Annotated in this window: 13 protein-coding genes; 10 read left to right on the top strand and 3 right to left on the bottom strand. The window is 27.9% G+C overall.

Annotated features, from left to right (window positions below; all coding sequences use genetic code 11):
- Positions 1 to 218 precede the first annotated feature (218 nt).
- From JRV97_RS06185 to glpX, 3 genes are read right to left on the bottom strand one after another with little or no spacing between them, the layout of a single operon-like run.
- The gene (locus JRV97_RS06185; protein WP_280997246.1) at positions 219 to 1421 is read right to left on the bottom strand and encodes a sensor histidine kinase; all 1203 of its coding nucleotides are present in this window, start codon (positions 1419 to 1421) and stop codon (positions 219 to 221) included.
- A gap of 44 nt (positions 1422 to 1465) precedes the next feature.
- Positions 1466 to 2269 carry an SAM hydrolase/SAM-dependent halogenase family protein gene (locus JRV97_RS06180; RefSeq protein ID WP_280997245.1) on the bottom strand — a complete coding sequence of 268 codons (804 nt, stop codon included), beginning with the start codon at positions 2267 to 2269 and terminating at the stop codon, positions 1466 to 1468.
- A 3-nt stretch (positions 2270 to 2272) separates the two neighbouring features.
- The gene (gene glpX / locus JRV97_RS06175; RefSeq protein ID WP_280997244.1) at positions 2273 to 3319 is read right to left on the bottom strand and encodes a class II fructose-bisphosphatase; all 1047 of its coding nucleotides are present in this window, start codon (positions 3317 to 3319) and stop codon (positions 2273 to 2275) included.
- A gap of 232 nt (positions 3320 to 3551) precedes the next feature.
- Here glpX and JRV97_RS06170 point away from each other — a divergent pair, with 232 nt between their 5' ends.
- From JRV97_RS06170 to JRV97_RS06125, 10 genes are all read left to right on the top strand, one after another.
- On the top strand, positions 3552 to 4952 hold the full coding sequence (locus tag JRV97_RS06170) for an aminopeptidase (RefSeq protein WP_280997243.1): 1401 nt from the start codon (positions 3552 to 3554) through the stop codon (positions 4950 to 4952).
- 125 nt (positions 4953 to 5077) lie between these two features.
- A complete protein-coding gene (locus tag JRV97_RS06165) occupies positions 5078 to 5566 on the top strand; it encodes a hypothetical protein (RefSeq protein WP_280997241.1) in 489 nt (162 codons plus the stop codon).
- Positions 5550 to 6260, top strand: a complete 711-nt coding sequence (locus JRV97_RS06160) for a hypothetical protein (RefSeq protein WP_280997239.1) — start codon at positions 5550 to 5552, stop codon at positions 6258 to 6260. Before JRV97_RS06165 ends, JRV97_RS06160 begins: the two co-directional genes overlap by 17 nt.
- Positions 6261 to 6655: 395 nt before the next feature.
- Entirely contained in the window at positions 6656 to 7426 is a 771-nt protein-coding gene (gene sufC / locus JRV97_RS06155; RefSeq protein WP_280997237.1) for a Fe-S cluster assembly ATPase SufC, read from the top strand.
- Position 7427: 1 nt separating this feature from the next.
- On the top strand, positions 7428 to 8843 hold the full coding sequence (sufB, locus tag JRV97_RS06150; protein ID WP_280997235.1) for a Fe-S cluster assembly protein SufB: 1416 nt from the start codon (positions 7428 to 7430) through the stop codon (positions 8841 to 8843).
- Positions 8844 to 8884: 41 nt separating this feature from the next.
- Complete coding sequence (locus JRV97_RS06145) at positions 8885 to 10111, top strand: SufD family Fe-S cluster assembly protein (protein ID WP_280997233.1); 1227 nt, start codon at positions 8885 to 8887, stop codon at positions 10109 to 10111.
- On the top strand, positions 10068 to 11279 hold the full coding sequence (locus tag JRV97_RS06140; RefSeq protein WP_280997231.1) for an aminotransferase class V-fold PLP-dependent enzyme: 1212 nt from the start codon (positions 10068 to 10070) through the stop codon (positions 11277 to 11279). The genes JRV97_RS06145 and JRV97_RS06140 overlap by 44 nt, the downstream gene beginning before the upstream one ends.
- Complete coding sequence (gene sufU / locus JRV97_RS06135; protein WP_280997228.1) at positions 11276 to 11701, top strand: Fe-S cluster assembly sulfur transfer protein SufU; 426 nt, start codon at positions 11276 to 11278, stop codon at positions 11699 to 11701. The genes JRV97_RS06140 and sufU overlap by 4 nt, the downstream gene beginning before the upstream one ends.
- A 114-nt stretch (positions 11702 to 11815) precedes the next feature.
- Positions 11816 to 12748, top strand: coding sequence for a GAF domain-containing protein (locus JRV97_RS06130; protein WP_280997226.1), 933 nt, complete (start codon positions 11816 to 11818; stop codon positions 12746 to 12748).
- 104 nt (positions 12749 to 12852) lie between these two features.
- The gene (locus JRV97_RS06125; RefSeq protein WP_280997224.1) at positions 12853 to 14397 is read left to right on the top strand and encodes an ATP-binding protein; all 1545 of its coding nucleotides are present in this window, start codon (positions 12853 to 12855) and stop codon (positions 14395 to 14397) included.
- The last annotated feature ends 52 nt before the right edge of the window (positions 14398 to 14449 follow it).

Raw genomic sequence — 14449 nt, 5'->3', positions numbered from 1 at the left:
TATGAGAGAATCCTTGAAATTTCCCGAAAAAATGTGAATGGAGCCTGACAATTTTGCATGGATGCAAAATTGAGCGAAACCGAACACGGATGTGAGTTTGAGCGACAGGCAAGAATGAGCATTTTTGAGGAATAAGAATTTTCACCGGATGAACGAATATTATTTTGAATATTTTATTTTGCACTTTGTCTACAAACTGAATAGTGAACATAAGTTCACTATTTTTCTAAAATTATACTTATTATTGTCCCCTTGCCTTTTATTGAATTAACCCGCAATCTCGCATTTTGAAAAATAACAAATCTTTCTAAGAAAACAGTACCAAGCCCCGTACCATTATCCTTTGTAGTAAAAAATGGTTTCAAATATTTTTCCTTCTCGGTTTTATCCATTCCTATTCCATTATCTGCTAACATAATTTTATAACATCCCTTTTTTCTCAACATTTTTACAATTATAATACTTTGATCTTTTTTCATTAAAACAGCATCTATAGAATTTTGAATCACATTAAACATTGCCGATTTAAAAAGCCATTCATCACTTTTGATTTCAACATTTACCATATCCTGTACAATAAATTTAATCTGAGGATATACCTTTTTAAAATTATTTATCACATCATTTATTACCAGATTTAAACTAAACAATTTAATATCTTCTGGTATTTTAAATAATTCTAGCGTTTCCTGAACTATGTTTTGAATATTGTCAATTTCATTTTTTACTTGATTTAAATAGTTTTTATCATTTGTAAGCTCATACATTTGGAACGTCATTTTTAACCTTGCTATAGGTGTTTTTAAACCATGAGCAGCGTTGGCAAGTATTTCTCCAAGCCTTGCAAAATGTCTGGCATTTTCAAGATTCTTTTTTAATTTTTTATATGTAGTAATATCATTTACAGCTATAATTATAAAATTGCTTTTTTTACTTATAATCAATTGCAAATTTTTCCTTAATTTTTTAGAATATACTTCATATATACCAGATTCTAATGTGATTTTTATTCCACTTTTAATAAATATTTTTGAAAGTTGCATTCCATATTTCAGCGTAATGTTATGAAAAATTTCTTTAGCTTTATGATTGGATCTTTGTAAAATATTATTTTCATTAAAAACCAATAATCCTGAACCTATGCTATCAAAAATGGCATTAAATTTCTCATAATATTCTTTTAATCCTTCTCTCTCTCTTAATAATAATAATGAATATGTTCTGATCATTTCATCCAATTCTCGTAATAAACCAGAATATTCCAGATTATAATGTTTGGTAGTATAAGCATTACCTTTATGTAATATTCTCCTGATTCTTTTTTCTATAAATATATATACGATAAAATACAAAAAAACAAAACTTATTGGTATTAAATACCAATAAGCTAAAAGATGTAAGAAATAAAAAACAAAAAGCATCACTATAGTATGTATAATAGATATCTTTTCCGACAGATCCCAACCTAATAGGTTTCTTTTCTTAATACTACTTCCACTCCTTCCGAACTCAATTCTAAAAATTCTTTTGCGTTACCCTGATTAATTGCTATTTCCAAATACCCAGAACTTTCCGGATGAATCAAAAGCTCTCCTGGTAACACATCACTAAATACTCTTTCATAATATGCTTTAAACTTTTTATTTTCAAAGTGAATCATTATTTCATCATCTTTTTTAAATAATGTTTCACCAAGTTCAGCAGGTATATTTGTTTGAACATTCCCAAATGTATCAAAGAATATTATTTCACCTTCAATTGCGTCATTTTTAATTTCTGGTGCCTTATATCTAAATAGATTTATGGTATTAATTTCAGAACCAAATTCTTCAATCGGAACTCCTTTTGACAAATATGCAGCTACTGGAGAAAATATATCCCTTCCATGAAATGTTGTAGAATACCTCTTTCTAAAATAATATTTCTCATTATTAATTTCTATTAATTTATCAATACCATATTCTTCTGCTACAAGAGTTAATAATCCATTGTCCGGTGCAACAAAATAAAAATTCCTTTTTTTTGCCTTTAAAATAATGGGCTTTCTACTACTTCCTACACCAGCATCTATAACACTTAAAAATATTGTTCCTTCCGGGAAATCCTTAGAAAATCTATATAAAATATGCGCATTAATTTTAGGATCAAATTTTCTTGTGTCATGTAACACATCTATTATTTCAGCATTTTTATTAATGGTTTTCATTACTGCTTTACAAACACCTACATAATAACTATCATTCCCCCAATCAGTGAAAAAGGCTATCATTTATTATATACCTCCCCCCATATAATCCTCTCTTTTTTTGTGAATATTCAACAATTTAGAATCACCATCTGTAGATTTTAACCTAATTGTTTTATATTTCAAATCATGATATGTAGTAATTCTTCTTATTGTTCTGGTTTTGGATCTCATAACTATGCTTTCAGTAATAGCTTTACCCTTATAAAAATGAACGCCTTTTAAGAAATCACCATCTGTTACTCCGGTTGCTGAAAACAAAACATTTTCTCCTCCAGCTAAATCTTCTGTATAATATACCTTATTCAAGTCCCAACCTTCAATCAACAGTTTTTCCTTTTCTTCTTCGGTTTGAGGCCACAACTGAACCTGCAATTCTCCTCCCAATGTTCTTAAAGCACCTGCGGCTAATACTGCTTCTGGAGAACCTCCAATACCTATATATATATCAACACCACTATCTGGCATAGCAGTTGCTAAAGCTGCTGCAATATCTCCATCGCCAATTAGTTTTATTCTGGCTCCAACTTCTCTTATTTCTTCAATAATTTTCTTATGTCTATCTCTATTTAAAACTACTACTGTTATTTCACTAACTGGAACCTTCAACGCTGCCGCCGCAACTCTTAAATTTTCTCTAATAGAACTTCTAATATCCAGTAATCCCCTTAATTCCGGACCAACCGCAAGCTTATACGAATAAAATGTTGGCAAATATGCTAATTTACCTTTTTCTGCCAAAGTCATAACACTAATTGCATTTGGTAATCCATAAGCCACAAGTCTTGTTCCATCTATTGGATCAACAGCTATATCATATTCCTCATCATCTTCATTCCATGTTCCAACCTTTTCACCAATATACAACATTGGAGCTTCATCTTTTTCACCTTCACCAATTATCACAGTACCTTTTATTTCTATATAATCCAGCATTCCTCTCATAGCATCTACTGCTGCTTGATCCACAGCATTTTTATTACCCATCCCCAAATGCAAACTACTAGTCAAAGCTGCCGCTTCTGTGACTCTAACCAAATCAAGAGTTATTTCTCTATCTACTTTATTTGGCATGAAATCCCCCCTATGATAAAATATTTATTTAACCAATATCAAGCATTATTATTATACTAAAAAAAAATTTTTTTTTAAACCTCTATTTTTACCCATATAAATTGAATAAATGTAATTATAATCAATAACAGATTTTATGACCCTCTTTACATACTTTGAAAAAAAACATCAATATGATACAATTTAATTGTAATAGAATAATTTTAATCATATTTTCCGGAGGTGAAAAAAGGTGGAGATAAAAAAGCTTCAAGAAAAACTTACAAGAAAAAAAGTGTCTGTATGGAAAAAAAGAGATAGGAAAATTATTGATGAATATTCTAAAGGTTATAAAGATTTTATTGATTATTCAAAAACAGAAAGAAAAGCTGTTGAATATAGCGTGAAAGAATTAGAAAAACATGGATTTAAACCTTTAGATTTCTATTTAGAAAAAGGCAAAATCGAAGATGGTGACAAAATATATTATGTTAACAATTCAAAAGCCATTTTCGCTATTAAAATAAAAGGTAATATAACAAATGGTATTAGTCTTGTTGGTGCTCATCTTGATGCTCCAAGACTTGATTTAAAACCAGAACCAATAATCGAAGATACAGACATAGCTATGGCAAAAACTCATTATTATGGTGGAATAAAAAAATATCAATGGTTAAATATCCCTCTTGAATTGCATGGCGTTGTTATTAAAAATGATGGAACAAAAATAGATGTTTCAATTGGAGATAAACCTGAAGATCCTGTATTTGTAATATCAGATTTATTACCACATCTTGATAGAAGAAAAGGTGAAGTTTCTGAAGTATTTAAAGGAGAAAATTTAAATTTATTATTAGGAACAATATCAATATCTTATGAAGAAGAAGTAAAAGAAGGAGTAAAATTAAATATTTTAAATATTTTGCACGAAAAATATGGTATTGTTGAAGAAGATTTAATTTCTGCAGAATTAGAAGTAGTACCTTCATTACCAGCAAGAGATGTTGGATTGGATAGATCATTAATTGCTGCTTATGGTCATGATGACAGAATATGTTCTTACACTGCATTAACTGCTTTAATAGAAGCAGAACCAGAAATAAGAAGCGCTGCAATTTTATTAGTGGATAAAGAAGAAATCGGAAGCGATGGAAATACCGGCGCAAAACATCATTTCTGGATTACTATACTAAAGAAATTATTAAAACTCCAAGGAAGCATTAATATTGAATTGGATATAGACGATACATTATTAAATTCTACTTTATTATCAGCAGATGTTTCCGCTGCACTTGATCCAAACTTTAAAGATGTTCATGATCCAGCTAATGCCCCAAAATTAGGTTATGGAATAGCAATAGCAAAATATACTGGAGCCAGAGGAAAGGTTGCAACTAATGATGCAAATGCAGAAGTTTTCGGTAAATTAAGAAAAATATTCAATGAAAATGGTGTTATCTGGCAAACAGGTGAATTAGGCAAAGTAGATCAAGGTGGCGGTGGAACAATAGCAAAATTCTTTGCCGAAAAAGGTTTAAGTGTTATTGATGCTGGTGTTGCACTCTTTGGGATGCATTCACCATACGAATTAGCTTCAAAAGCCGATTTATACGAAACATATTATGCTTATAAAGTATTTTTAAACAAAAATTAATCGGGAGTGAAATTTTGAAAATTTTTGCAGGTCACCCAATCCATTTAATGGAATTTGAAAATGATAATATAAATTTGAATATTACCTCCCACTCCTGGTCTTTTTTAGGCCAGAGTGGGGTTTCTATGATATTAAATAAAGATACGATAAGCCTTTTCGATGGTTTATCTGAAGAAAATCTAACTCCTTTTGAAGAAAGAGTAATAAATATAAATGATGAAAATAAAATATGTTTCCTGTTACAACATGAAGGTTTCAAATTTGAAAATTATTTTTATGCTAAAATGAGAAATATTGATTTAATCGTTTTAAGAATAGACTTATTAAATAAATCTCATTATGACTATCTTTTAAATGTTATTATTTCAAATATGTTTCTCGTAAAAATACCTATTTTATTGTTCAAAATATTTAAAGAATCTCACGAGATATCTTACTTCTATCCAGATAGAAATGATTACATTATTTTCAAAGATTCTCCATATGCTTATATTGAAATAAACAAAACAAAAGACAATATAATTATGCTACATGGTTATTATAGAAATATGATTCACAACAAATTGTCTTCTTTTTTGAAAAAAGTAGGTGACCTCAATGAAAAATATAATTGATATTTTAATTGAAAAATGGTTATTCAAAGTAATAAAACATGCTTATTATAAACCTTTCAAAGAAATAAAAAATGATGAATCTCATTTTTACTTCATAAATTTTGGAACATTATCGTTGAATTTTTTTAAATTAAAACCTTTATCCAATTTTACTCAACAATTAAGAAATTGCCTTAATTTCAAAAACAAACTGGGTATTATCACATTAAATAACTGCCCATCAAAATATATACGCTATATATCGGAAATTGCAGAAATTTTTGATGTGCCCCTTATTGCGATTATTAAAAAAGATGTATATTTACTAAAAGAAAATACTCTTAAAAAAATAAAAAATAACGATTCGCTTTATCTCAAAACTACAAAATTCTATTTTTTAAATAATTCTTCTGAATTATTGTATCAATTAATGGATATCAGACTAGAAAATCCGGATTTTTTAATAGTGAATAATTCACTTTGTAAATTAGAAAATTTTGATCAAAATGCTATATCCTCTTCATTATCAACATATTTATTATCCATTGACAATAATAAAATTACTATTTTCAAACCAGAAAATAATAAACCTATTGAATATAAATTAAAAGAGCATTTTATTTTAAAGTTCAATCTTAATACTCTTGCCAAATATAAAAATGGAATAACAAAACTCGATGAAAAGAAACTTGAAATATTACTCAAATACATCTAATCGACTCAAAAGAGTCGATTTCAATTTGTAGGCAAAGTGCAAAATAAAATATTCAAAATAATATTCGCTCATCCAGTGAAAATTCTTATTCCTCAAAAATGCTCATTCTTGCCTGGCGCTCAAACTCACATCCATGTTCGGTTTCGCTCAATTTTGCATCCATGCAAAATTGCCAGGCTCCATTCACATTTTTTCGGGAATTTCCAAGGATTCTCTCATATTATTTTTTCATATTTTATTTTGTCAACAGTCTGTAATCGACTCGAAAGAGTCGATTTTTTTTAATATAAAATCCTTGTATTAGTTACAAAAAGTACAAAATATAATTTGACTTTTTTTGTCTAATTTAGTATAATAACATTAGAATAAATATGACAAAAAAAGGAGGAATTAAAATGTTGTTAGAAGTGAAAAATCTTAGGGCTAAAGTTATCGAAGATGACAAGGAAATATTAAAGGGAGTTAATTTAAATATAAAATCGGGAGAAATTCACGTTTTAATGGGGCCAAATGGTTCTGGTAAATCAACATTATCTAATGTTATAATGGGTTCTCCAAAATTTAAAGTTATAGATGGAGAAGTATTATTTGAAGGAGAAAATATTTTAGATTTAGATACCAATGAAAGAGCAAAAAAAGGAATATTCTTAACATTTCAGCACCCACAGGAAATAGATGGAGTTAAAATGAGACAATTTTTAATAAACGCATACAGACATATGCATCCAGACGAAAAAGTTTCACCAATTGAATTAAATAAGAGATTAATGAAATTATGTGAAGATATAAATCTAAAACCAGAATTTTTAGATAGATATGTTAATTCTGGCTTCTCCGGCGGAGAAAAGAAAAAAAGTGAAATTTTACAATTATTCTTCTTAAAACCAAAATTAGTTATTATAGACGAAATAGATTCCGGACTTGATGTTGATGCATTAAAAGACGTTGCTGAAGCTATTAATAAATTAAAAACTGATGATATGAGCGTATTAATGATTACACATTATCAAAGAATATTAAAATACTTATATCCAAATTTTGTTCATGTATATGTTGATGGAAAAATAGTATACACAGGAGATGCTCATCTTGCTGAAGAAATTGAAGAAAAAGGTTATGCTGTATTAAGTGAGTATACAGACATCGAAGAAGTTAAGGAGTGGTAATATGAAAGATGTTAATGAAATAAATTATGAAGATTTGATGATAAATCAGTCAAAATTCGACTTCAGAAATGAAGCTAAATATGCATATAAAACTCCTCCCGGATTAAATGAAAAGGTTATAAGGGAAATATCTGAAGCTAAAAATGAACCCAAATGGATGTTGGAGCATAGATTACAAGCATTTAAAATATTTGAGAATTATCATGAACCTCATTTTGGTGTTGATATAAGAAAGTTAGATTTAAGTAAAATAGTTGCATATATGAAACCAGATGCAAAAAAATCTAATTCATGGGAAGATGTACCTGAAGAAATTAAGGATACTTTTGAAAAATTAGGAATTCCAGAAGCAGAAAGAAAAGCATTAGCAGGAGTTGGCGCACAATATGATTCAGAAGTTGTATATCAGCACATACAAAAAGAATTAAATGATTTAGGCATTGTATTTTTAGATATGGAAACTGCTGTTAAAGAATATCCTGATTTAGTAAAGGAATATTTTATGAAATTAGTTCCTTCACATAATCATAGATATGCTGCTTTACATGGAGCATTATGGAGCGGAGGTTCATTCTTATACGTTCCAAAAGGCGTAAAAGTCCCTTTACCTTTACAAGCTTACTTCAGAATGAATAACCCAGGGATGAGTCAATTAGAACACACATTAATTATTGCTGATGAAGGATCAGAAGTTGAATTCATTGAGGGATGTTCTGCTCCGTTTTATAATGTAACCAATTTGCACGCTGGTATGGTTGAAATATATGTAAAAAAAGGGGCTAAGATGAAATATTCTACAATTCAAAACTGGAGTAAAAATACATATAATTTAAATACCAAAAGAGCTATTGTAGATGAGGATGGTTCTATGGAATGGGTATCTGGCTCATTAGGTAGTTTTAAAACTATGTTATATCCAATGACTATTTTAAGAGGAAAAGGTGCTAAGAATAGTTCCGTTACCTTAACATATGCTGGGCCAAATCAACATCTTGATACAGGTTCTAAAGTATTTCATTTAGCTCCTTATACAAGTTCTATTGTAAATGCAAGAAGTATCAGTATTGGTGGCGGTTGGGCATTTTACAGAGGTTGGGTAAAAATTGGAGAAAATGCAAAAGGCGCTAAATCTTCTGTAGAATGTAATGCTTTAATGCTTGATAACAAATCAAAGAGTGATACAGTTCCATTAATAGAAGTATTTACTGACGATGCAGATGTTGGGCATGAAGCTAAAATAGGAAGAATTTCTGAAGAACAAATATATTATTTAATGTCAAGAGGGCTATCAGAAATAGATGCTAAAAACATGATTGTTAGAGGATTTATTGAACCACTAGTAAAGGAATTGCCTTTAGAATATGCTCTTGAATTGAATAAGTTGATTAATTTAGAAGTGGAATCTTCTATTGGATAATTAAATGATTTTTATAAATTTTTATCACCGGAGGTGTATTTATGTATGAAAAAGCGCTTATTTTGAGGCATGATGATTTTTTTGCAACAGAATGGACAGTGCCAGAGATAGAATCTGATAAAGATTATGGTATAATTGAAATAGATGAATCAAAAAAAATTTTTACAAATAATAAACTAAACGAATTTAGATTAAATAGATATGAAGAATATAAAAAATTAGGATTTCCAAAATGGAAAAGATCGAGATTAAACGGCTTTGATCCACTTCCATTCATTTCTAAATTCAACACTCTAACTTCAGAGAATCTTAAAAGTTTAAATGATCTTGATGATGAAGGTATTGAAATATTAAATGATATGGATTTTGATGGTTCTCATAGAAAATTTTTATTGATGTCTGATATATTTTTCAATAATGGATTCTACTTAAAAACAGAAAAAAATCAAAAAAATGATGTTTATACAACTGAATCAATAATCGACAATAAAAATCCTTTATACGATTTAGGAATAATAAACTTAGCAGAAAATAGTAAAGCTACATTAATCAGATTTGTAAAATCAAATGGAAATAGTTCAAAAATATCCTCTTTAAGGGGAAAACTAAATGAAAATTCTGAATTAACTTTAATTAACTTGAATTTATTTGAAAATGATATATCTACAGACAATATATTCTTTGATATTGGTGAAAATGCCAAATTAACAATATATGATATTAATATAGGTGGAAAAGTTACAGCTCCTCATATTGTTGTTAGAATGGCTGCAAAAAAAGGAAATGTAAACATATATCCATACTATTTAACTCAAGATGAAGAAATTATAGATATGTTTTATTTAATAAGATATTATGCTCCAGAAACATTTGGTCACATTTTAGGTCATGGGGTATTAATGGATTCTTCAAGAGTTGTATTTAGAGGTAATCTTGATATCAAAAAAGGTGCAAAAGAAGCTGATGCTGGTGAGCAAGATTTCAATCTTATACTTTCAGAAAAAGCAAGAGTAATGGCTTATCCTTCATTATACGTTGATGAAAATGATGTTACTGCTGGTCATGCTGCAAGTATTGGAAGTATTGAAGAAGATCAATTGTATTATATGATGACAAGAGGATACAGTAAGAATGAAGCGAAAAAGGAAATTGCAGCTGGTATTTTTGAACCATCTATTGAGTTTATAAGCAAATACAATACTAAATTAGCGGGGGAATTAAGAGATGTTATACAAAAAAGATTTGATAGAGAGTTTTCCGATTCTTAATAGACAAATAAATGGAAAAAAATTAGTATATTTTGATAATGCTGCAACTACATTAACTCCAGTTAATGTAACCAATGCTATTAAAGATTTTTATGATTATCATAATGCAAATGTGCATCGCGGTGCACATTTGCTTTCTAACGAAGCAACAGAAATGTATGAAAATGCAAGAAAAACTGTAGCTAAGTTTATTAACGCTAAAACACAAGAGATAATTTTCACAAGAGGCACAACAGAATCTATTAATCTATTTGCATATTCAATAGGAAAAAGCGGATGGCTAAAAAACAAAGAAGTTTTAATTACATCAATAGAACATCATTCTAATTTTGTTCCATGGCAACAATTGTCTAAAACTTTTGATTTTACTGTAAAATACTACAATCCAGAAAATGGAATTTTTAATTTAGATGAATTTATATCTAATATAACAGAAAACACTAAATTAATAAGTATAACTGGAATGTCAAACGTTACTGGACAGGTTATACCAATAAAAGAAATAATAAATTATGCACATGAGAAAGAGATACTCGTTCATGTTGATGGTGCTCAATTAGTTCCTCATTTTGGAATAGATGTAAAAGATTTAGATGTTGATTTTCTTTCTTTTTCCGGACATAAAATGCTTGGTCCTATGGGAATTGGTGTTTTTTATGGAAAGAAAAAATTATTAAAAAAATTACCTCCTTTCCATTATGGCGGAGAAATGATAAATTGGGTAAGTATTGAACAAACAGATTTTGCCGAATTGCCAGAAAAATTTCAAGCAGGAACACCTAATGTTGGCGGAGCAATTGGATTAAAAGCAGCAATTGATTATTTAAATAAAATCGGAATGGAAAATATAAAAAAGCATTCTGAAATATTGACAAAATACGCAATAGAAAAAATAAAAGAATTAGATTTTATAAAATTATATGGATTAGAAGATAGAGTTTCAATAATTACATTTAATATTGATAGCGTTCATCCACATGATGTTGCACAGGTTTTAAGTGATAAATTCGGTGTAGCTGTTAGAAGCGGACACTTATGCGCTCAACCTCTTTTAAAACAAATGGGAACAAAATCTGTTTGTAGAGCCAGTTTTTATTTTTACAATACAGAGGAAGAAGTCGATCAATTAATTGAAGGCTTAAAATATATCAGGGAGTGGTTTAAATGAGCCTGGAAGATTTATATTCTGATATTATATTGGATTATGCAAGAAATCCACAATTTCAGGGAGAAATACCAGATGCAACGATAAAAGAAGATGGGAAAAATCTATCCTGCGGAGATGAAATAACTCTTTATTTAAAAGTTGAAAATGGAATAATTAAAGATGCTAAATTTAGTGGTCATGGATGTATAGTAAGTCAATCATCTGCGGCATTATTATGTGAAGCTATTGAAGGAAAAACATTAAAAGAAGCAGAAGAAATATTAGAAGAAGTGGAAAAAATGGCTCAGGGCGAAGAATTTAATGAAGAAATAATTGGAAATGTAGCTGTATATTCTGAAATATCAAAGTTTCCACTTAGGGTAAAATGTTTTACACTTGCGTGGCATACGCTTGAAAATTCAATAGAAGAACTTGAAGAATAAAACTCCTTCGGGAGTTTTATGTTATTTATGTTAAAAATTAGAATTATATTTTTTTAATTTGACAAAACCATGTAATTATTGATATAATAAATATAAATAAATTTTTATATGGGGATGGTTAAAATAATTAATAGAAAATTCATAAATATTTTTTCAAAAGTATTTGAAATGATTTCTGAAAAAGAATATAATGAATTTTTAGATATGAAAAATATATTCGAATATATATTAATATCCATAATGGATTTTGATAGTAGATTAACTACAGGCAGTGTTATTTTAAGAGATGATGATGGATATTTTAGATATGTTGCTGTCAAAGGTCATAATATGAATATATTAAAAGATATTAGATTCAAAAAGAATCATATTTTTGAAGAAAAATTTCATGGAGCTCACATTATTACTTCTCGAATTGAAAGGGAAACAACAGAACAATTAGATTTATTAGTAAAAGGTGGAAACTTATTAAGATTAAAATCGTATCTTTCAGTTCCAATTTTAGTAAAAAATGAAGTTGTAGGATTTTTGAATATAGACAATTATTCAGAAAAAAATATATTTATCGATGGTGAGATAATTAATATTGCTAAACTTTTTGCTAAGTTTATGGGACATATATATGAAAATATAAAAGACAAGAGAAACTTAAAAATTAAAGAGAAGCTTTTAAATAATTCAAAGATTTCAAATGGTATATTATATAATAAAACATTTTTACTTAAATCTCTCGAAGACTTTTTTGAAAAATATGAAGAATTCATTTTTGTAATGATAACTATAAAGAATAAATTAGATGAGAAAAGTTTGGAATCAATTTTTCATAGAATAAATAAATTATTTGAGGAAGATATAGTTGCATATGAAGACAATACTTTTTATATTTTATCCGAATATATTTCTGATTATTTTTTCAAAACAGAGTTAAAAGAAGAATTGGAAAAACCAATTTTTTGGAATACTGAAATTTATCCAAAATTCGAATATAATTTTTATAACATACCAGAAGATTTAAAAAATATAGAGGAATTAAAAGAGTTAATTTAAGAGGAGTTCGTAAGAACTCCTTACGGTTTGTAGTCAAAGTACTAAAATGAGGTGAAAGCCTCATTTTATTTTTATATGGTATAATTGAATCGGAGGTGGAATCGATGAAAAAATTACCAATAGGGATACAGGATTATAAAAAAATAATAGAAGGTAATTATATATATGTAGATAAAACAAAATATATATATAACTTAATAAGCTCAGAAGTGCCAATATTTCTATCTCGCCCAAGAAGATTTGGGAAGAGCTTAACAATATCGACATTATATTACATATTCAATGGAGAAAAAGAATTATTTAAAGATACATACATATATGACAAATGGGAATTCAAAGAATATCCAATAATAAGATTAAACGTTCTATTAGCAGCAACAGATAATGAAGAAAGATTTAAAAAAAGTTTGACAAAATTAATAAAACAAGAAGGTCAAAGGAATAATGTAGAAATAATAGAAGAAGATTATAAATTTGCATTTGATGAATTAATAATAAAACTTTCCAAAAAAGGAAAAGTAGTAATATTAGTAGATGAATATGAAAAACCGATATTAGATAATATAAATAACAAAGAAAAAGCAGAAAGATATAGAGAAATACTAAGAGATTTCTATGTAACAATCAAATCCAGGGATGAATATATAAAATTCGTTTTTCTAACTGGAATAACAAAATTCACAAAAACAGGAGTATTTTCAGCATTGAATAATTTAAATGATATATCATTGGATAATGATTATTCACAAATGTTAGGTTATACACAAGAAGAGTTAGAAAGTTACTTTAAAGAATATATAAAAGAAACAGCAGAAAAACTAAAAATAACAGAAAAAGAACTATTACAGGAAATGAAAAAATATTATAACGGATTTTCATTTGATGGGGAACACTTTGTATATAATCCATTTTCAATATTAAAATTCTTTCAAAAAAAAGAATTTCAAAATTACTGGTTTGAAAGTGGATCACCATCATTCATATATGAATATATAAAAGGTAAAAAAGTAACCTATGAAGAATTAACAAAATATCCAGTAAGTGCAATGGATTTCTCAACAAGAGAAATAGAAGATGCAAAAGCAAACATATTCTTCGCACAGGCTGGTTATTTAACATTTAAAGGAATAAAAAGATATGGACTAAGAAAAAAATACATATTAGACTATCCAAACATAGAAGTAAAAAATAGCTTTTCAGAATTAATATTAGAAGCAAATTATGGATTAGAGGAAATAGAAGAGATAGAAAATAAAATATATGAAAAAATAGAAACAAATGAAATAGAAGAAATAATAGAAGAAATAAAAAGGATAATAAGTGCAATACCGTATAACTTACATCAAAAAAGAGAAAGTTATTATCACTCATTAATATATACAATATTAGCATCAGCAGGATTAAACGTAACAGCAGAAGAACTGACAAATCTTGGAAGAAGTGACTTAGTATTAGAACACAATGACAAAATATATCTTTTTGAAATAAAATTAGATAAAAGTGCAAAAGAAGCAATAGAACAAATAAAAGAAAAGAAATATTATGAAAAATATATGAGTAAAAATAATGAAAAAGAAATATACATAATAGGAATAAACATAGATTCAGAAAAAAGAAATATTGATAAATATATTATTGAAAAAATATGACCAGGCATTATGCCTGGTTTTTTTAATACATGTTAACATTTATAAACATAAT

This window comes from Marinitoga aeolica, from assembly GCF_029910535.1.
Classification (GTDB): domain Bacteria; phylum Thermotogota; class Thermotogae; order Petrotogales; family Petrotogaceae; genus Marinitoga; species Marinitoga aeolica.
The sequence above is the reverse complement of the archived record's forward strand: the minus strand, read 5'-3'. Positions and strand labels throughout refer to the sequence as shown.